Genomic DNA, 19,202 nt, shown 5'->3' with positions numbered 1-19,202 from the left:
CAGATTCGCAGGTGCACATCACCTTCGGGTGCGAACCATTTTTGGCGGACATGGACTCTCGCCTCCTCGGGCAACGATGTCAGACGGGTGTGATGTCGGAGATGAGCCATCGGTCGCCGGCCGGAGTCATGGTGACTCGTATGCGGCTGCCGTCCAGGCGCGGTCCCTGATACTTGCTGCTGGTGGTCTCCTGATCGAGGAACACCAGCATCGTGACTTTGTCGACGGCTGCGGTGACCACCGAGGATTCGACGACCTTCGCAGTGGTGATAATCGAATCGCGATGTGCCGCAGGAATGATCACACTCGAGCTCAGCTTGGCGAAATCGTCGCGGAAGGTGCCGGTCAAATTGTCGGTGACCTTGGGGAATTCGGTGTCGATGGTGTTGAAGTCGTAGGACAGCACGGTGGGAATTCGCGACTGTGCCGAATCCCGGGCCGCCCGTGCGGCGGTCGCTGTCGCGCTGTGGTCGGAGACACTGCGTCCGAACAGGACCATCGTGGTGATCGCCGTACCCAATATGAGCGCGAGCACAACGAATGTGGCGATGGTGGCCCGCCTGCCGATCGCTGACAAACGCCGGAACCATTGGCGTGGACGGATTTTCATGCGACGAACTCCACGTTCGAGACGAGCCAGCGCCCGTCGGTGTGGTCGAGGGTCATCTTCATGCGGTAGACCCGCTGCTGTCCCTCGGGGGCTTCGGTGTTCTTGACCGTGGAGGTGACAGCGGTCAGCACCGTGGCATGCGCGTCGTCGACCGCGACGATCCCGGCTTCCTTGACCTCGCCGGTGGATTCGACCTTGCCGTTCTGCAGTACGGCGACGAAGTTGCCCGAAATCTTGTCCCACTGGTCACGGAAGGATCCGGTCGAATCGGCGGCGATCGCAGCGAGATTCTGTTTGGCCGAATCGTGACTGAGCGTGACCAACTGGACGGCGATACGGCGCGCGGTATCGAGCACGGCACGATCGCGGGTGTCGTCCTGGTGGTTGTGGTGGACAGTCAGCCAGAGCTGCGAACTCACCGCGACGAGCGTCACCACTACTGCGGTGGCAATCGTGATCGCCCAGACCCTCCACGGTGCCCCTGGGCGGCGCGGTGAGTCCACCGAGCCGGAAGCCGAGTCGGAAGCCGAGGCGGACTCGGATGTGGCCTCGTCGGTGTCTATTTGATCAATAGCGATTGCCATCCCTGGTACTCCTTTGCTTCGGCAGCCGATTGGGCCAGCTGCCCGACGACATAGGTGAGACCGTCCGGTCCATGGAAGGTTCCGTCGCGCTCCGCGTATGGTGCGGTCATGGCGGCGGGTGCGACCGGTGCGGACGCGGCCGGGTCGGGGGTGCGTGCGCGTCCGGTCGGCGCGACCGGTTCGGGCGCCGGGCGTTGCGAGGCTGCCGCCGGATCGGGATCACGGGGGTGTGCGAGCATGTCCGGCCAGGTCGAGGGCAGTCCGCCCGGGCAATTCGCGATGTCGGCGGTGCGGACCGAGGGATCGGTGACGCAGGGGGTATTGCGGGCCCCGCGGATGACTTTCGGGTTGTCCGGGGCGACCCGGCAGTAGTCGCCCGTCGATGAAACCGGCGCGGGACCTGTGTCGGATGGGTCGCGGCGCTGCGTGCTCTGATATCCCTCCGTGCAAGGTGGCGGGTTCTCGGTATTGCCGAATTTGACATCCAGCGGCAGCTGCGGCCCTCTGGTGTCGGCGGTGGTCTGCAGGCCCGCGGCGGCGTCGGTGTAGTTCAAGCCGGTCGCCAGCGCCGGATACACGACCAGGATCTGGCGCAGTCCCGCTACATTGACCCGCAGCACCTGTCCCACGGTCTGCAGATCGGCCAGCAGCACCGGCAGCGGCGTCGTCAGGTCGGCGAGTGTGCCGGAAACGGTGGCGGCGGTGGCGGGGCCCTGATCCAGCACATCGCGCAACTGCGCGTCGTTCAGTGCCAGCTGCGTGGTGAAGGATGCCAGATCGCTTGTCGTGGAACGAATTTCGGTCCGGACCGAATTTCCGGTGCGCAGCAGCGGTTCAGCGTCTTCGAGCAGGGTGAGGGTGGGGCCGATATCAGCTTGGGCGAGGTCGAGCAGCTTCGCGGAGGATTCGATGAGGGTGGCCAGGGCGGGCCCGGCGCCGTTGACGGCGTTGAAGGTCTCGTCGATCGCGGTTCGCAGCGAGTCGGTGGACACGCTCTTCAGCAGGGTCTGCGTTTTGTCCAGCACGTCGACGGTCGGGATCGGCACGGTCGTCTTCGACAGTGGGATCGAGCTGCCGTCGCGCAGATAGGGCGCGGTGTCATCGGAAGGTATCAGGTCCACGTACTGTTCGCCGATGGCGGACATGCTTTTGACCGCGGCCGTGGCCGAGGCTGGGACGTTGTGGTCGTCACGCAACTGCATGTGGACTCGGACGGTCTCGCCGTTGAGGTCTATGCCGGTGACGCGGCCGATCTCCACGCCGCGGTAGGTGACCGACGCCGCTTCGTACAGACCACCCGAATCTGTGAAATCGGCTGTGACCGTGTAGGTTCCGAGTCCGGTGAGGCGCTGGATGCCGATGTAGTGGAGCAAGCCGTAGACCAGGCTCACCACGGCCAGGATCGCGAAGACGATGAGCTGACCTTTGACCAGACGGGTTCTCATCGGGGTCCCCCGTTCGGATCGGCGGGCAGGTCGCCCGGCGCGGGTTGCGTCGGTGCGATGAGCGGGTTCACCGCGCGGTTGGACATCGGAATCAGTCGGTTGAACGGGATGCTGCCGATGACCTTGTTCTGGATGCCTTCGACGGTGAGGTCGAGGGTGAGGAACAAATTGATGTAGTCGCCCTTGATGGCTTTGTCGGTGACGGTGACCGGGAATGGGAAGCTCAGGGCGACGAGCAGTCCCCCGGCGAGATCGGAACCCGCTGCCGCGAGTTGGGTGAGCGTGGGCTGCAGGTTGTGCAGGTCGGCGGTGAGGTCGTCGCGACTGCTGTGCAGAACCTGCGCGGCTTGCGCACCGAAGGCGCCGACGCGGTCGAGCATGGTCGTCAGCTGGGTCTTCTGCTCGTCGAGCACGGCCAGCGCCGGTTGGATCTGTTCGATCCCGGCGCCGAGTGTGTCCTTCTGCGCGGCAAGCTCTTTCGAGAGTGCGTCGAGGCTGTCGATGGCACGCACGATGTTGTCGCGTTGGCTGTCGAGGCCGTCGACGAAGGTGACCAGTCGAGCGAAGGACCGATTGATCGCGTTCTCGCGTCCGCCGAACGCGTCGTTCAGTTCGGTCATGATGGTCCGGATCTGTTCCAGCCCACTGCCGTTGAGAACCAACGATAACGCGGCGAGCACATCCTCGGTCGCGGGATACTCCGTGGTCGCCGAGAGCGGGATCACGTCGCCGTCACGCAGCGGCCGGTCCGACTTACCGCTGTTGGGGCTGCTCAGCTCTAGATATTGCGCGCCGAGCACGCTGGTTTGTGCGAGTCGGGCGGTGCTGTTCGCAGGCAGTCGGACGTTGTTGTCGATTTCGAGGGTGATGTCCGCGAGGTAATCGCGGACGGTGATCGCGGTGATCGTACCGACGGTCACGTTGTCGGCTTTGACCAGCGAGTTGGCGATCAGATTCTGGGTGTCACGCAGCTGCACCCGCACCGTATAGGAGCCGTGGTGAATCACGTTGCCGGGCAGTGGGATCGAATTGGCTCCGTCGAATCGGCAACCGGCGCTCAGCAACGCACCCAGTAGCAGCACGCCACTGGCCTGGCGTCGTATCGAGGGTTTCATCGTCGGGCTCCGGGGATGAGAAGGTCGGTCAGTCCGGGGACGGCCGGTAACCCGGGCAGGCCCACGGTGGGCTGCGGCGCCGAGCCCGCCCCTATCGCCGCACGCACAGCAGCGCCGAAAAGGTCACCGAATTGTGAACTGACACGCGAACATTCGGCTTTCGGCGCGTCCACCGTGGTGAGCAGGGCACAGATCAGCGACATCGGGTCCGGTAGATCCGGGATGATCAGATTCGCGGTCACCGACTTCGAAGACGGGTCGATGATGTTGTAGAGATCGTCCAGCGCGGTCGGCGCGGTATGCAGGATCTGGGCGAGGTCGTCCTCCCGGTTCACCAGCAACGAGGTGATCCGAATCAGCGATGTGACATCGTATTTCAGCGCGTCACGGTTGTCGGCGACGAAGCCGCGGATTTCGGGCAGCATCGCTTGGACCGCCTGTAGTGCCGCGTCGAGCTGAGTCCGGTTGTCGTTCAATAGATTCGACACCCCGGCCAGCTGACCGATGAAGTTCCGGACCTGAGTGTCATTGGCGGCGAGCGCGGAAATCACCGTCTGCAGGTTCCGCACGGTGGCGAAGAGATCGGGTCCGCCCTCGGCCAGCGTCTGCATCGCCTTGGACAGGTCGACCAGTGTGTCGTTGAGCGTTTTGCCGTTACCCTCGAGTGCTTTCGCGGTGGCGTCGGTGAATCGGGCCAAGGTCCCGGTCGGGTCGCCGGGTTTGGGCGCGAGCTGGGTGGCGAGATCGGTGACCTGCTGCTTGATCTGCTCGTATTCGACCGGGACAGCGGTGCGCTCGAGCCGGATGACGGCGCCATCGCGCAATTCCGGCTCGGATCCACGTTTCGGGATGAGCTGGATGTAGCGGCCCGACACCAGCGTGGGGGCCACGATCACGGCGTGGGTGTCGGCGTTCACCGGATGCGACGAATCGAAATGCATGGTGACGCGAACGCGATCGCCCATCGGCGTGACGTCGTCGACGTCGCCGATCGGCACACCGCGTAGCGCAACGCGGTCGCCGTGATAGAGGCCAACCGAGTTGGTGAAGTAGGCGGTGACCCGAACGGTCGCATCTCGCGTCATCCACCAGGTGGCACCGGTGCCGATGATCGCCGCGACGATCAGGACGGCGAGAATCCGTCCAGGGACCGGGATGCGGGACCAGCCCGCGCGTGGCGACGCCATCAGCGTCCTCCTCCGGGGCCGCCGGGCTGCTGCCCGTTGAGGTTTGCGGGGGCGATGTTGTGCAGCAGTACACCGAAGAACGGTCCACTGCCGACGACCTCACCGAGTTGGGTTACGAACGGTTTCAAGCCGGTGATCGCGGCGTTGATGTTGTCGTAGTTGGTGTTGAGCAGACCCAAGACCCGGTCGAGTTCGGCGAGCATCGGTGCGAGTGTCTGCTTGTTGTCCTGGGCCAATCCGTGTAGTTCGGCGCTGACGGCCCGAACGTTGACCAGCAGGGTGCGAATGGTGGCGGCCCGGTCGTTGAGTGCGGCGAACAGCGAACCACCGTCGGTCAGCAGTGCGGTCAGGTTCTGATTTCGTTGCGCGAGAATGCCGGTCACTGATTGGGTGCGATCGAGCAGATCCCGTACGGCTCCGTCGCGGGAGGCGATGGTCTCCGACAGTCGCGACACACCGTCGAGCGAAGGGCGCAGATTCTCCGGTAGCGAAGTCAGCACTTTCGACACGCTGTCGACCGCGTCGGTCAGTTGCTTTTTGTCGGTGCCGGCCAACCGGGTCGTCAGTTGGTTCAGCGATTCGGTTATGTCGAAGCCGGAGCTGGTGTGGTCCAAAGGAATTCGGCCCCCGATGGCGCCGTCACCGTCAGGCCGCAGCTCGACATAGCGACGCCCGAGAGCCGTTTCGACCTTGATCGCCGCGGTGGTGTGCATGCCGAGGTGCTGTCCGTGGGTGTCGACCCGCAGAGCGATGTCGACGTGATCGCCGCTGAGGGCGATGCTGTCGACCTTGCCCACCTCGATGCCCGAAATCTGCACGGCGTCCCCGGTGTTCAGTCCGCTGGCGTCGGCGAATTCGGCCACCACGGTCTTGTGGCCCGGCCATTCGGGAATGCGCTCGTAATTGAACACACCAACGAGCAGGGCGACGACGATGGCGATGCCCACCAGCCCCAAGCGCAGGGGATCGCGTTCGGAGAACGATTTCATGGCGGAATCACCTGCACCTTTCGGCGGGCGCGGTGAACATCGGTGTGTCCTGATAGCCGGTGCCGCCGATCGCCGGATACCGGATGGCGAGACCGCAGACGAAGAAGTTGGCGAAACTGCCGTAACTACTGGCGCGCCCGGCCAGGTTGTAGGTGGTCGGCAGCTTCGCCAGCAGCAACGAGAGGGTGCCGGAATCGGTGTTGAGGTTGTGCGCCAAGCGCTGCAACTCGGCGATGTCGGCGCCGATGGCGGGTCGATTGTCCTGGAAGAGCTGTGCGACCTCCGCGGTGCCCGCGTCGATCCGCTCCAAACCAGTGGTCAGTGTGGTCCGGTCCGCATCGAGACCGCTGACGACCTGCTGCAGGTCGACCACCAACTGATCGAATCGTGTGCCGCGCTGCTGGATTACGCCGAGGGCGGCGGCGAGGCTGTCGATCGTCTCACCGATGACCTGGTCACGATCGGCCAGCGTGTTGCCGAGCTCGCCGATCTGCTCCACCAGGGTGGCGATGTTCTGTTCCTGGCCGTTGAGCACGGCAATCAACGATGCCGACAGCTTGTTCGTCTGGTCCGGATCCAGGCCCTGCAGTAGCGGCTTGAATCCATTGACCAAGCTGTCGATATCGAGTGCGGGTGCGGTCTGGGTGACCGGAATCGGATCGTTTTCGGAGCGCAACCCGGAGTGGTCGGGTTTGACGCCCACCTCGAGATACCGGTCGCCGACCAGATTCTTGTATCGGACCGCGGCGGTGGAGCTGGTCAGCACCTCGATGTCACGGTCGACGGTGAAAACGACCTCGACGAGGTGGTCGTGTGCGAAGTCCACCGACTTCACCTTGCCCACCGGGACACCGGCGATCTTCACGTCATTCCCGGACTTCATCCCCGAGACCGAGGTGAACAGCGCGCGGTAGGTGCGGGTCGGCACGAATCGCAACTCGCCGACGAGCACGACGAGCATGGCCGAAATGATCGAGGTGATCACTAGGAAGACCACCAACTTGATGCCTGCGTGACGGGCGATCATCGGGTCAGTCCGTAGATCAGTGCCGCGAACGGGTTGCCCAGCAGATCCTCCGGACCACGAATCGGGCCGTAAACCGTTGTACCGGTGTTGAAGTCGGTGTGACCGGGGGCGGGACCGTCCGGGGTGTACGGGTATCCATGGCAGGAGGGTGCGTTATCGGCACCGTTCACGGGCAGATCCTTGTCGTAGCGGTAGGGCGCGTCGCCCATCAGCAGGGTGCTCAGGATGTTCAGGCCCGGCCGTCCGCCGCCGAGCGCACGTTCGAGGATTTTGCGGTCCTGGTTGAGAGCCGAGAACAGACACGGGAACGACGGCGACTGCTCGGCGAGCACCCGAACGCTCGGTTCCAATGCTTCGACAGCGCCGATCAGTGGTGTGGCCGAAGCATCCGTGAATGCCTTACCGGTATTGCCGAATTCGGTGAACGACAGCAGGAAAGCACTCAGGCTCGCTTGCTTCTCGACAATGGTGTTGCCGGTGGTCGACAGGTTCTGCAGTGTGGTCATGAAATCCGGTGTCGCGGCTGCCAAGGTGTCGAGATTGTCGGCGAGCAGCGGGACGTCGCGGCGCAATGTCGGAATGGCCTCGTTGAACTGCCCGAGATAGCGATCCGTGGACACCATCAGGTCGCCGAATCGCGTACCGTGCCCACCCAGCGCGGTCCCGAGGGCGGTAAGAGTCGCGTTGACCTTTTGCGGTTCAATCGTTTTCAGGACGGTCAGCAACGCTTCGAATACGTCGTTCACCTCGACGGGCGCCTTCGAGTCGTCGATCACCGATCCGGCGGTCAATGTCGTCGCCGACGGTTGCTCCGGCCAGACCAGCGTGACGAACTTGCGTCCGAACAGGGTGGTCGGTGCTATCTGGGCACCGACGTTGTCCGGAATCCGGTGCGCCTGAACTGGATTCAGGTCCAAGGTCAGCCTCGCACGGTCGTTGTCGAAATCGACGGCGTTCACCCGTCCGATGACCACGCCGTGCACCTTGACATCGGATCCGGGCCCCATCAGCAGCCCGGCCCGATCCGCGACCAAGTAGACGCGGGTGCTCGCGACGAATTCGCCACTGCAGGAAGCGATGGCGCCCGTCCAGGCGAGGACGAACGCGACCAGAGCGCTGATGCCGAACAGCACGGCACGGCGGCGGGAGACTTCGACGTTCATCCGGACACCCGCACAGTCGAGTGGACACCGCCATAGGCCGCGACGCCGACGATCAGGTCGACGATCATGATCGCGATCAGCGAAGTGCGTACCGCCCGGCCGACCGCCACCCCGACACCGGCGGGACCACCGGCGGCGTGGTAGCCGTGGTAGCAGTGCACCGACATGATGATCACCGAGAACACAATGACTTTCACCAGTGACCACAGCACGTCGCTCGGTACGAGGAAGACGTTGAAGTAGTGCTCATAGGTGCCCGGCGACTGCCCGGACAGGACGATGCTCACGAACTGGGTCGAGGCGTAGCCCATGAACAGCGCGATACCGTACAGCGGCATGATCGCGATCAGCCCGGCCAGGATGCGGGTCGTCACCAGATATGGGACGGAGGGAATCGACATAACCTCCAAGGCGTCGATCTCTTCGCTCACCCGCATCGCACCGAGTTGCGCGGTGAATCCGGCGCCGACCGTCGCGGTCAACGCGACCCCGGCGACCACAGGAATGGCCTCCCGCGTATTGAAGAACGCGGAGATGAATCCCGACATCGCCTCGACACCGACCCGCCCCAGCGAGTTGCTGCCTTGCTGGCCGACCTCGTAACCAGCTGCGGCGGTGAGGAATCCGACGATGACGACGGTTCCGCCGATGACCGCCAGGGCGCCGGTCCCGAGGCTCACCTCGGCGATGAGGCGGACCACCTCACCGCGGTAGCGGCGCAGGGTGCGCGGAATCCAGCCGATTCCGTGCAGATGAAACGACAGTTGGTGGCCGAGGCCGCCGACGGCGTCGACGGGGCGAGCCGCGGTCGTGGTGAGCCGACGTCCCCATGACTTTCGCCGAATCAGCTCGATGGCCCCCGGCTCTTTGCTGGTGGTGGTCAATATCGATCCGTTCATTGCAGCCACAGCGTGGTTATGAGGGAGTTGGCCAGGAACAACAAGACGAAGCTGAAGACGACGGTCTGATTGACGGCGTCACCGACTCCCTTCGGCCCACCCTTGGCATGCAGACCCAGATGGCAGGCCACCAGCGCGGCCAACAGCCCGAATATCCCGGCCTTGAGCTCACTGACCAGCAGATCCGGTACCCCGGTGAGCAGCGGAATCGCAGTGATGAACTGTCCCGGGGTCGCGCCTTGCAGATAGACCGCGTAGAGGTAGCCGCCGGTCAAACCCACCGCCGTGACCAGGCCGTTGAGAAATAGCGCGACCGTCGTAGAGGCGAGTATCCGTGGCACGACCAGCCGTTGAATCGGGTCGATGCCAAGCACCCGCATCGCATCGATCTCCTCGCGGATTGTGCGGGCACCGAGATCCGCGCAGATCGCCGTCGCACCGGCGCCCGCCACCACCAAAACCGTTGCCACCGGACCGATCTCGCGAATCACCGCGATACCGGCACCCGCGCCGGACAGATCAATGGCACCGATCTCGTTCAGCAGCACGTTGATCTGGAAGATCACCATCACGCAGAACGGGATCGCGATCAGCAAGGTCGGAACGATCGACACACTGGCGATGAACCAGGCCTGGTGCACGAACTCCCGAAATTGGAACGGGCGTCGCGGCAGCATCCGAGCGGTATCCAACACCGTTGCGAAGAACTCCCCCACCGCACGCGGCGCGACCGCCGTCACGGACAGCATCGCGTCCCATCGCCCGCGCGAGGAAATCTCGCTGCCGGTGTCCACCATCGTCGAACCTTCCGATTATTCGAAAATCACTGACCGGGATGACCGGCGCTCACGCCGGGCTGAAGTTGCTCGCCATATCGGCGGCCGCGAACTCGCTGACGGCACGGTCCGCGGCGGTCGAGACCTCCAGCCGTTCGATGATCGATGCCAGCTCGCCCGCCGGAAGCGCGCAGGTCAGCTCGTCCTCGGGGAGGTTGGTTCGGGTCCGGCTGACCGCGCAGCCGGGGCTCACCGCGACCTGCCCGGCCTGGGCGAGTGGGACGATCACACACTGCGGCTTGCGGGCCAAGGTGAGATCGGGGACGGCACCGAGCAGGGTCATCAACGCCGTTGGCGACAGTTTGACCAGGACCACGTCCGGGTTCTCCGCCTCGGCCAGCGGTTGATAGGTGATCGAGGACGGACGGAACTGCAACGCCGCGGCGGCCATCAGGTCGGCCTCGCCGACCCAGCCGCTGCCCACCAGGGCTGCGGTGTCCGCGCCAGCGGCGGCCTGTTCGAGCGGGATCAGCCCATGGGTGTAGCTGCCGACGCTGCAATGTGCGTGATCGGCGGCGACAGTATCGAGACGCTGCTGCTGCGCCGGTGTCCAGAAACAGCATCCGGCCGGTTGGGCCGGGACCGGACCGGGTACATCCGTGGTCGCATCGAAACTTACCGCGACAGGTGTTTCGGTGACGCCGAGAAGCTCGGACAATCGGCGGGCCGATGCGGCGTAGGTGCTCATGATCAGGACCTTTCAGAAGGGTTTGTCATGCGTAGGTGAGGCGAACCCGGTGGGTATCGATGTCGAGATCGATGGCCACCGCACCGGGTTGTGAACGGCGCCAGGTGTCGCAGGGGCGGTCGTCGACCTCGAGCGAGACCGGCGCCTTGTGCGGCAAGTTGTCGACGGTGAACGAAGTCGGCGCTCCCCGACGCGACGGGGTCGCGGCGAAGGTGTCGATCTCGAGAACTCGGCGCCGAATGTCGTTGTGAGTGCGTCGGATACCGATAAGCGGGTAGTCGAGGCCGGAGACCGTCGGCTCGTCGTACATGGTGGTGTTCGGGGAGTTGAAAACCCGGGACCAGGCACCGGGTTCCGCGCATTCGATCATCATCATGGTGGCGTTGATCTGGCCGCGAGGCCATTGCTCGCCCAGCCCGCACCAGAACGCGAAGCGGCTGTCGTCTTCGCCGAAATACCTTGGCTCGAACTGACTTTCGGACACCGCGCGCAAGCGTTCCCAGGTTGTGGTGTCACCGATTTCGCGGGCCATCCACAGACCGATGGACAACATCTGCGGGTCATCGGCCAACTGGACGACCGGCACCTTGGGGTTGTTCCAGCCCAACTGGCGCATCGCCGATTCATACAGCTCGATCCCGAGTTCGGGATCCTGCGGATAGATGTAGTGCACAAGGGTGAGCGCGCTGTAGCCGTTTACCGGCCCGGGGAAGGTCATCGTCGCGTTTTCGATCGGGTCGTAGAAGAACGCCACCCAATCGATGCGGCCTTGCCGGTCCCGTCCCATGTAGTGCTTCTTGGCGAATTCGATCCAATCCAGGAACGGTTCGTTGAGCGAGGTGTGCAGCAGTGAGTCGTACATCTTGAGGCCGAGACCGGCGGCGGTCACACAGAACGGCCAGATCTTGGTGTTCTCGCAGTGCGGTCCCTGAGGCCGCGCCGCCATCTGATCGGAAATGAACTTTGCCATCCGCCGGTGTGTCCAGGTGAATTTGCGGTTTTGGTATCCGGAGACCTCGAATGGAGTGGTTTGGGTCGGCTGTCCCGAGACGTAGTGGCGCATGCCCAGCAGCAGATTGAGCCAGCCACGGTAGAAGAGGTTCCCGTCACAGCCGACCGGGTCCGGTTGCAGTCCCCATGGTTCGATGCCGTTGCCGGTCCAGCCGGGCAGGGCATACCGGCCACGCAGGTGCTCGGGTACAACCATCAACCATTCAGGGGGATATTTGTCGACATTGGGGTCGGGCCCGATAAGGGTGTTCCAATCGATACCGCCCCAGAAGGTGACGTAGCGGCGCGCCAGTTCATCGAGGATGCGGGTATAGCCTTCCCGCCACGCCGGAGTCGCTTCCACCATCATGGGCAGCACGTAGCCCATCTCGGCAAGGTCGAAGCGCGGGAACGCGCACATCGGCGGCTCGCTGTAGCGATCCCACCACGGATGCGGCTCGCCCTGATCGGACCAGTCGTCGTCGGTCGTGGCCTTCTCCCACATGAATCTCAGCCAGCCCAGCGATCGGTCGTTGAGTCCCGCCGCAGCGGTTGTTGTCGTCGTCGCATGGGTTGCGGGTGTCGTGGTCATCGGCATTGCTGCCAGCTGTGTCATCTCATGGCTCCGGCATAGGTTCGTCGGTGGTGGCACGGACCATCCACAACGTGGACCTGGCTTTCCAGGCGGCCTTCCACTCGGGATCGAGGCGCACGACCGCTGGCTCGATGAGGATGGTCTCGTCCCCGCTCGCAGCGGGGTCGTGGGCAACGTAGGCATCGGGGATCCGGTGGCGGGGTCCACTCGAGCGCCCGATCTTGATGAACTTCCGAGTAAGGCCGAAGAACCACAGCAGTACGAATGCACTGCCGTGAATCTCGACTGTGCCCTGGTGATTTGCTTCGACCAGCTTGTCGACCGCCCTCGGGGAACTGAGAATGCGCAGCGCTTGCCGACTCGAGCCGATGTGCACCGCGCAGTCCGCCGCGGCGGCATGGCCGGAATGTGATGTCGCCCTGCGCAATTGCGTGTCGAAGATCCAGTGCCGGGCGACCCCGTCACCAGCGGACATCTCGAAGGTCAGCGAGCGGGTTATCTGCGACCGCACAGACGGCATGAACCGGGATCCCCGGGCGATGCACTGCCCGAGAAACCACAGCAGCAGGCGCATGGCCGCGTTCGACATCGGTTACCGCACCGTCCCGATGACCGGCGCGGGTTGCAGGTGGCGGACCAAGAACGCGGTTTGATCGGTCACCAACTGCTCGAATGCCTCTCCGAGGTAGAAATCGAAATGTCCTGCGTCGTACAGCCGAACATCGCCGCGCGGTGCCTGGCGGGCGTAGCGCTCGGTCTGTTTGGGCGGGGCGACCGAATCGGTCGCGCTGATACAGATCAGGATCGGCGCGACGATGCGCTTGGCCGATCGACCCGGCCGATACCGGATCATGCTCGTCACACTGCGGGCCGCGGCACGGTTGATCCACTGGAAGCCGGGAGGCAGCAGCGCGTGCATCCCGGGTAGCGCATCGGGTGCGTTCATCAGGGCCATCTCGCCCGGTGCCGCGGCGACCGGAACGCAGATCGGCTCCTCATCCCGCGCCGCCGCCAGCAGGTCGCGAGCCACCACGCGCAACAGCGCCAGCGTCTCGCCCAAACCCAGACCGGCCGCCGAAGCAAGTCCGTCGGTGAATGGGCACTGGGCGACCGCGGCACGAAGTTCCGGATGCCGAGCGGCAACCGAAATGGCATGTCCGCCACCGAGGGAACTCCCCCACACCGCGACCCGAGCGTGATCGACTTCCGGCAAGCTGACCGCGTACTCGATCGCGGCATCCCAGTCGGCGAGCTGCTTGCTCATCGACAACACCTGGCGTGGTGCGCCGCCGCTGTCCCCGAGATTGCGGTAGGTGAACACCAACACCGCCAGCCCAGCCGCGGCGAATCGCTCGGCGTAGGGCGCCAGCCCCATCTCCCGAGTGGCACCCAAACCGTGCCCCATCACAACCACGGGCACTGGCTTATCGACGGCGATATCGGGCAGGTACAACCAAGCCGAGCAGAAGGAGTCGCCGGAGGGAAAATCCACGGTGCGGCGGCCGAATGCGTGAGGTGCTTTGCGAGCCATTTCTTTCACTTCCTGGATGTGGTACCGAGCGCGGCACTGCCGTGCCGTAGCGCCGCGTCATAGCCGCCGGGCCGATACAGCGGCAGCTCACCGCTGTCGGCGGTCTCACGCAGGTAGCGCAGCATGATCTCCTGTGCCTGCCGCTGCGGCAGCGCTGCCAGGAATTCGGTGCGCTCGAGGTGTAGGCCCTGCGCCATCGACAGCGATCCACCGACATTCACCGCCCGCTTGATGGCGGCGATCGCCTCGGTCGGCCGGGCCGCGAGATGTGTGCCCCGTTCGACGGCCCGGGAAATGAGCCGGTCGGCGGGGACGATCTCGTCGAGCGCTCCGATCGCCAGTGCTTCCTCGGCCGGGAAAGGCTTGCCCTCCAAGATCGCGACCAGCGCCCGGTGTGAACCGATGAGCCGAGGCAGGCGCTGGGTGCCACCGGCGCCGGGCGCAAAGCCCAGCAGAACTTCCGGATGTCCGATGAAATAGTCGCCTTCGGCCATCAATCGCAGGTCACACGCCCATGAGATCTCGGCGCCCACACCGAGCACCGACCCGTTGAGTGCCGCGACGAAGATCGTGGAACTGGAGCTCATCCGCAGCAATGTCTCGTGCATGAGATCGAGCTGGACCGCCCCGGTCAACGGCGTCTTGCGCGCCACCCATCTGGTGAACCTGTTCCGGCCGAATTGATGGGCGATCCGCGCCACCACATTGGTGATACCGCGGCCCACCGGCGGTATGACCGAACCGTCTTCCTGCAGCCACGCCAGATCGGCATGGCTGATGAACCGCCCCGGATGCGACCCGGTGAACACCACCACGCGAACCTCGGAATCGCGGTCGGCGCGCTCGACGAGATCGAACAGTTCGGGAGCATCTTCGCGGCCGAACAGGCCCAACTCATTGCCGGCGAAACGCGCGACGATCACTCCACCGTCGAGTTTTTCGGTCTGGATGCGTTGCGCCCCGGGACGTGGCTGCGACATGGCGCCGACTCCTCCTTACCTATCCGATGTGGGGAAACCGCACCGAGGACAGGGTGCGAGAACGAAGTTTGGAACTTCGTTATGAACTTCGTTATGGGACGATAGTGCACTAGGTCACATTGAGCAAGACTCGTGATCGCCGACTCATTTTTCGTCGTCCTTCGCCGAGTCGAACTGGGCGGATGCCCGGTAGCCTCGTTTCACAAACCCACGGCAGTCCGAACAGGGAGGTGCGCGGCTCCGATGCCGAAACCAAGCAAGGAAGCCGCCGCTCGATTGACGCCCGATCAGATTGTCCAACGGCTGGTCGAGGCGGCAACGAGACTGCTCGCCGAGAAGGGACCGTCGCAGATCAAGGCACGGTCGGTCGCCGAGGCCGCGCAGGTATCGACGATGGCGGTGTACTACCACCTCGGTGGCGTGCCCGAGTTACTCCGAGCCGTCGTCGAGCAAGGATTCCGAGACCTCGGCCGAACCCTCGTCGCAGTGCCACCGAGCGACGATCCGGTCACCGATCTGTTCGCGATGGCGCTGGCCTACCGCGGGTTCGCCCACGACAATCCCCACCTCTACGACGCGATGTTCGGCCTCTCGACACGCGGAAGCTATCGAGCACTGGAAACCTCGAACTCCGGCACCATCAGGCGATCCAAGGAATTCCAGGCGGACTACGCACATCTGGTCGAGACATGCGCTCGACTCGTGCGCAGCGGCCGCGTTCGCAGCGACGAGGACCCCGACGCGATCGCCACCCAACTGTGGAGTTGTGTGCACGGATTCATCACGCTGGAATTGGGCGGTTCCTTCACCCACGTCCCCGACCCCGTTCGCTGGATACTGCAACCAATGACAGTGAACCTGCTGGTCGGGTTGGGTGATACCGCCGAGTCGGCGAAAGCCTCCGAGAGCGCCGCGTCGCGCTCGCTGAGCGCCGACTCGAAATAGGCGGACAGCCACCGAACGACTGCGGCACCCGGCTTCGAACCATGCCGCGGTAATCACCGAGTCCTATTGCCTTCCATCTATAACGAAGTTATCCTCGGCTGATGCAACGAAGCTTGGCGGGTCGACGACTGGTAGTTACCGGGGCAGCACGCGGCATCGGGGAGAAGGTGGCACGTCTTGCCGCCGCCCGCGGCGCGCGCGTGGCCTTGATCGGACTCGAGCCCGAAAAATTGCGCGCACTAGCTGCCGACCTGGGTCCCACCGCATGCTGGCGGGAGGCCGACGTGCGCGACGGCACCGCACTGCGGTCGGCGATCGATGACTGCGCGGAGATCATGGGTGGCATCGACTTCCTTGTCGCCAATGCCGGGGTAGCGGCCTACGGGACGGTGCGGCAGATGGACGAGGCGTCGTTCGATCGAGTTCTGGACATCAACCTCAACGGCGTCTTCCGCACCCTCAAGCACGCGACACCGCATCTCGAGCGCACCCGAGGTCACGTGCTGGTCATCGCGTCCGCACTATCCTTCATGCCCCTGGCAGGAATGGCCTCCTACGCTGCGAGCAAAGCCGGAGTCGAAATACTCGCCCTGACTTACCGCCAAGAGGTGGCGCACCTCGGCATCACGGTCGGCGTGGTCCATCCCTCGTGGATCGACACCGATCTCGTCCGAGGTGCGGAAGCCGACATCCCCTCCTTCCAGGGAATACGTGAAAAGCTGCCCTATCCGGGCAATGTCACCACGAGCGTCGACGAGGCAGCCACCGCGATCGTCGATGGACTCGCGCGCCGACGTGCCCGTGTCTATGTGCCGCGCGCGGTCGGCGTGGCCAATTGGGCGAAAGGCGCCATGAACTCACCGCTGACCTGGCGTTGGGCAAGGCGCTTGGCGGCCGAACTGGTTCCGACCATGGAACGTGAGGTCGCGGCACTGGGGCGACATGACCAACTCACGCCGGGTACCGACAAAACCCGTCCGGCACAACACTCGTGACCATCAGGAGGCGGACATGACCGACACGATGTGGGCCATCAGCCAGGACGAACTCGGCGGCCCCGAGACGCTGAGGCTGGTCACCTTGCCGATTCCCGAGCCCGGCATCGGCGAGGTCGTCGTCCGAGTACATGCTGCCGCGCTCAATCCGGTCGACGCGTTGGCACGGCAGAGCGGTCTGTTCGTCAGCGCACTGCCGTTCGTGCTCGGTTGGGATATCTCGGGGCACGTGGCGGCTGTCGGCCCGGGCGTGACCGTGCATCAGGTCGGCGACGAAGTGTTCGGCATGCTGCCCTTCCCGCACGGCCACGGCGCCCACGCCGAGTACGCCCTCGCCCCGGCCCGCACACTCGTCGCGAAACCCAAACACCTCGAACACATCCAGGCCGCGGCCCTCCCCCTGGCCGGGCTCACCGCCTGGCAGGCCCTGGTGGATACGGCTCGCATCGATCAGGACAGCCGCATCTTGATCACCGGCGCAGCCGGAGGTGTCGGACATCTCGCGGTGCAGATCGCGAAAACCCGTGGCGCTCATGTCATCGCATTGGCTTCGGCACAGGACGCCGACTTCGTCACCGCGGTGGGCGCCGACGAGGTGATCGACTACACCACAACCGACTTCACCCAGGCCGTCAAGGAAGTCGACGTCGTCCTGGAGGTCATCGGCGGCGACTATGCCGCCAGAGCCCTGGACGTTCTCGAACCCGGTGGGGTCCTGGTTTCGACATTGCCGCCTTCGGTCGCTCCGCTGGAAAAGGATGCGGCCGCGCGCGGCATCCGGGTGGCCGGGCTGCTCGTCGAGGCCGACCGGCTCGGCATGACCGCCCTGGCCAAATTCGCGGCCACCGGCGAACTCATTCCCGCCATCGCCGCGACCTTTCCCCTCGATCAGGCTGCTTCCGCCCACGCCACCAAGCGCGGACCCGGCAAGACCGTACTCACGGCGGCCTGACGCACCAACACCCGAAATGACAGACCCGAACCACTCCGCACCACTGGCCCCGGCAACCGCGACTCCGATCCGAGATCGCTGGGCCGAACTGCACGGCGCCGCCGTCAACATCCTGACCGAGGCGGTTCGGTACGAGCCCGGCGGCGAACCGATCGACTTCGGCGAATTCCTCGCCAGTGTGCTGGAAACCGTGGCTGCCAACGTCGGCAGTGTCGCCCGGCTCGTCGCAGGGCGATCGAACAGCAAGGAGGCGGCTTGGATCCAAGGCCTCGCAGGCGGCGAATCGGCGACTCCCGAGTGGCTGGCGCCGGGTCGAACGGCACCGGTCATCGTGCAGTTGAACCTCTGGGACGTCCTCGGCCGCACAGGAATCGACGAGCCCAGCGATCCGACCACGCAAATACTGCATCGCCACCAGCGCTATATCGCCGCGTTCGAAGCGGCGGTGGTCGCCGAAGGTGCACGACTCGGCCTGACCGTGCCGGTGACGGTGCGTGCCATCGCCGACCCCGATACGACGCCGCCGGCCACAGACAAGGCGGACGCCATCGCCGACCAGCTACGCGACTACGCCATGGAGGCCACGCCGATGATCCTCACCGAGGATTGATCGAGTCATACCAGCGCAGGGCCGCCTCGTGCGAGGACTGGGCCCGAGCCCGCTCATCGCCGAGTCCGACCGAGAAGTTGACCCCCATCGGCAGCATCACCTGTGCAACGGCGTCGCTGAAGTCGGCGAAGTGCTCGGCCAGCTCGAGGGTGATATAGCCGTGCACGTAACTCCACAATTGCGCGGCGACCACCTCGGGATCCTGCTGCTCGATCCGGCCGGAGGCCACGAGCCGCTGGCATGCTTCGACCATGTGCAGGTAGGCATCTCGGAAGGCGGGCGATCGCCCGCTGAACCGAATGTCGGAAGCCCCCATCGGCCGGTACGTCGCGCGCGTGGACAATCCGAACATCAGGTCATAGAGGTGTGGATTCTCCCTGGCGACCCGCCGACAGGTCAGCGCCATCGTGAAGAGATCCGCGATCGGATCCGCGGTCACCGGCATCCGGGAAAACGCCCTGTCCAGTTCCTTGAATCCCTGATCGACGACGGCTCGAACGAGTTCGGGGATCCCGCCGAAGTGGCTGTAGACCACCATCGTCGAGAGCCCGGTCGCCGACGCCACAGTCCGCGCTTTGATGGCCGAAGGGCCCTGCTCGGCCAGCAGACCGATGGTCGCCTTGACGAGTCGGTCCGGCACGCTTTCGATCGTCGAATCTTCTGACACGTTCCTCATATTTCCACCTGACTTCACACCACCCGGGCCGCGAGACCGGCGCATGGCTATTGCCACCCGCCCTGTAACTTCGTTATATTAGTCGTGTAACTTCGTTATTGGCACCGTTGTTCTTACAGTCCCCGTGGCCTGGCGCGGTCGCCGGAGGTGGTCCGGACTAGTCGATGGTTGGGTTGTAGAAGCCCCGGAGAGCAATCCGAACCACCGATAGGGTGGCTTTTATGACCGATTCTGATCTGTTCGACCTGCGAGCCAGGGCCGCCGCCGGCGATAGTGACGCGGCTGACGAGCTCGTCGAACTCGCTGGTGAGCGTGGCGATATGGACGAACTACGGCACCTGGCTGCTGATGGCAACCGTGACGCGGTCGACCAGCTCGTTGAACT

Annotated in this window: 20 protein-coding genes; 4 read left to right on the top strand and 16 right to left on the bottom strand. The window is 64.5% G+C overall.

The window, feature by feature from the left end:
- Window positions 1-79: 79 nt before the first annotated feature.
- From ACIBG0_RS21190 to ACIBG0_RS21120, 15 genes are all read right to left on the bottom strand, one after another.
- The gene (locus ACIBG0_RS21190) at window positions 80-610 is read right to left on the bottom strand and encodes a hypothetical protein (protein ID WP_397034666.1); all 531 of its coding nucleotides are present in this window, start codon (window positions 608-610) and stop codon (window positions 80-82) included.
- Complete coding sequence (locus ACIBG0_RS21185; RefSeq protein ID WP_397034665.1) at window positions 607-1,194, bottom strand: hypothetical protein; 588 nt, start codon at window positions 1,192-1,194, stop codon at window positions 607-609. The genes ACIBG0_RS21190 and ACIBG0_RS21185 overlap by 4 nt, the downstream gene beginning before the upstream one ends.
- The gene (locus tag ACIBG0_RS21180; protein WP_397034664.1) at window positions 1,170-2,639 is read right to left on the bottom strand and encodes an MCE family protein; all 1,470 of its coding nucleotides are present in this window, start codon (window positions 2,637-2,639) and stop codon (window positions 1,170-1,172) included. Before ACIBG0_RS21180 ends, ACIBG0_RS21185 begins: the two co-directional genes overlap by 25 nt.
- Window positions 2,636-3,754, bottom strand: coding sequence for an MCE family protein (locus tag ACIBG0_RS21175; protein ID WP_397034663.1), 1,119 nt, complete (start codon window positions 3,752-3,754; stop codon window positions 2,636-2,638). Before ACIBG0_RS21175 ends, ACIBG0_RS21180 begins: the two co-directional genes overlap by 4 nt.
- Complete coding sequence (locus tag ACIBG0_RS21170) at window positions 3,751-4,941, bottom strand: MCE family protein (protein ID WP_397034662.1); 1,191 nt, start codon at window positions 4,939-4,941, stop codon at window positions 3,751-3,753. Before ACIBG0_RS21170 ends, ACIBG0_RS21175 begins: the two co-directional genes overlap by 4 nt.
- Window positions 4,941-5,930: an MCE family protein gene (locus ACIBG0_RS21165; RefSeq protein WP_397034661.1), complete on the bottom strand. Its 990-nt coding sequence runs from the start codon at window positions 5,928-5,930 to the stop codon at window positions 4,941-4,943. Before ACIBG0_RS21165 ends, ACIBG0_RS21170 begins: the two co-directional genes overlap by 1 nt.
- Window positions 5,931-5,937: 7 nt before the next feature.
- The gene (locus tag ACIBG0_RS21160) at window positions 5,938-6,957 is read right to left on the bottom strand and encodes an MCE family protein (protein WP_397034660.1); all 1,020 of its coding nucleotides are present in this window, start codon (window positions 6,955-6,957) and stop codon (window positions 5,938-5,940) included.
- On the bottom strand, window positions 6,954-8,120 hold the full coding sequence (locus tag ACIBG0_RS21155; RefSeq protein ID WP_397034659.1) for an MCE family protein: 1,167 nt from the start codon (window positions 8,118-8,120) through the stop codon (window positions 6,954-6,956). The genes ACIBG0_RS21160 and ACIBG0_RS21155 overlap by 4 nt, the downstream gene beginning before the upstream one ends.
- Entirely contained in the window at window positions 8,117-9,004 is an 888-nt protein-coding gene (locus ACIBG0_RS21150) for an MlaE family ABC transporter permease (protein ID WP_397034658.1), read from the bottom strand. Before ACIBG0_RS21150 ends, ACIBG0_RS21155 begins: the two co-directional genes overlap by 4 nt.
- An 11-nt stretch (window positions 9,005-9,015) precedes the next feature.
- A complete protein-coding gene (locus ACIBG0_RS21145) occupies window positions 9,016-9,768 on the bottom strand; it encodes an MlaE family ABC transporter permease (protein ID WP_397034943.1) in 753 nt (250 codons plus the stop codon).
- 97 nt (window positions 9,769-9,865) lie between these two features.
- Window positions 9,866-10,543: a DUF169 domain-containing protein gene (locus ACIBG0_RS21140; RefSeq protein WP_397034657.1), complete on the bottom strand. Its 678-nt coding sequence runs from the start codon at window positions 10,541-10,543 to the stop codon at window positions 9,866-9,868.
- A gap of 25 nt (window positions 10,544-10,568) precedes the next feature.
- Window positions 10,569-12,149 (bottom strand): hypothetical protein, encoded by a 1,581-nt coding sequence (locus ACIBG0_RS21135; RefSeq protein ID WP_397034656.1) that lies wholly within the window; start codon window positions 12,147-12,149, stop codon window positions 10,569-10,571.
- A gap of 1 nt (window position 12,150) precedes the next feature.
- Window positions 12,151-12,717 carry a hypothetical protein gene (locus ACIBG0_RS21130; protein ID WP_397034655.1) on the bottom strand — a complete coding sequence of 189 codons (567 nt, stop codon included), beginning with the start codon at window positions 12,715-12,717 and terminating at the stop codon, window positions 12,151-12,153.
- 3 nt (window positions 12,718-12,720) lie between these two features.
- A complete protein-coding gene (locus ACIBG0_RS21125) occupies window positions 12,721-13,659 on the bottom strand; it encodes an alpha/beta hydrolase (protein WP_397034654.1) in 939 nt (312 codons plus the stop codon).
- A gap of 5 nt (window positions 13,660-13,664) precedes the next feature.
- Entirely contained in the window at window positions 13,665-14,639 is a 975-nt protein-coding gene (locus ACIBG0_RS21120; RefSeq protein ID WP_397034653.1) for an enoyl-CoA hydratase/isomerase family protein, read from the bottom strand.
- Between the two features lie 243 nt (window positions 14,640-14,882).
- On the opposite strand from ACIBG0_RS21120, the gene ACIBG0_RS21115 reads away from it, so the two are divergent.
- The 4 genes from ACIBG0_RS21115 to ACIBG0_RS21100 all read left to right on the top strand — a co-directional run bounded on the left by ACIBG0_RS21115 (window position 14,883) and on the right by ACIBG0_RS21100 (window position 18,141).
- Entirely contained in the window at window positions 14,883-15,584 is a 702-nt protein-coding gene (locus ACIBG0_RS21115; protein WP_397034652.1) for a TetR/AcrR family transcriptional regulator, read from the top strand.
- Window positions 15,585-15,685: 101 nt separating this feature from the next.
- A complete protein-coding gene (locus ACIBG0_RS21110; RefSeq protein WP_397034651.1) occupies window positions 15,686-16,579 on the top strand; it encodes an SDR family oxidoreductase in 894 nt (297 codons plus the stop codon).
- 16 nt (window positions 16,580-16,595) lie between these two features.
- Complete coding sequence (locus ACIBG0_RS21105; RefSeq protein ID WP_397034650.1) at window positions 16,596-17,531, top strand: NADP-dependent oxidoreductase; 936 nt, start codon at window positions 16,596-16,598, stop codon at window positions 17,529-17,531.
- A gap of 16 nt (window positions 17,532-17,547) precedes the next feature.
- Complete coding sequence (locus tag ACIBG0_RS21100) at window positions 17,548-18,141, top strand: hypothetical protein (RefSeq protein WP_397034649.1); 594 nt, start codon at window positions 17,548-17,550, stop codon at window positions 18,139-18,141.
- On the opposite strand, the gene ACIBG0_RS21095 is transcribed toward ACIBG0_RS21100, so the two are convergent.
- A complete protein-coding gene (locus tag ACIBG0_RS21095; protein ID WP_397034648.1) occupies window positions 18,128-18,817 on the bottom strand; it encodes a TetR/AcrR family transcriptional regulator in 690 nt (229 codons plus the stop codon). The two genes, ACIBG0_RS21100 and ACIBG0_RS21095, sit on opposite strands and share 14 nt — an antisense overlap.
- Window positions 18,818-19,202: the final 385 nt, after the last annotated feature.

Source organism: Nocardia sp. NPDC050630 (assembly GCF_044457245.1).
Taxonomy (GTDB): domain Bacteria; phylum Actinomycetota; class Actinomycetes; order Mycobacteriales; family Mycobacteriaceae; genus Nocardia.
This window is presented reverse-complemented; position numbering and strand designations above follow the sequence as displayed.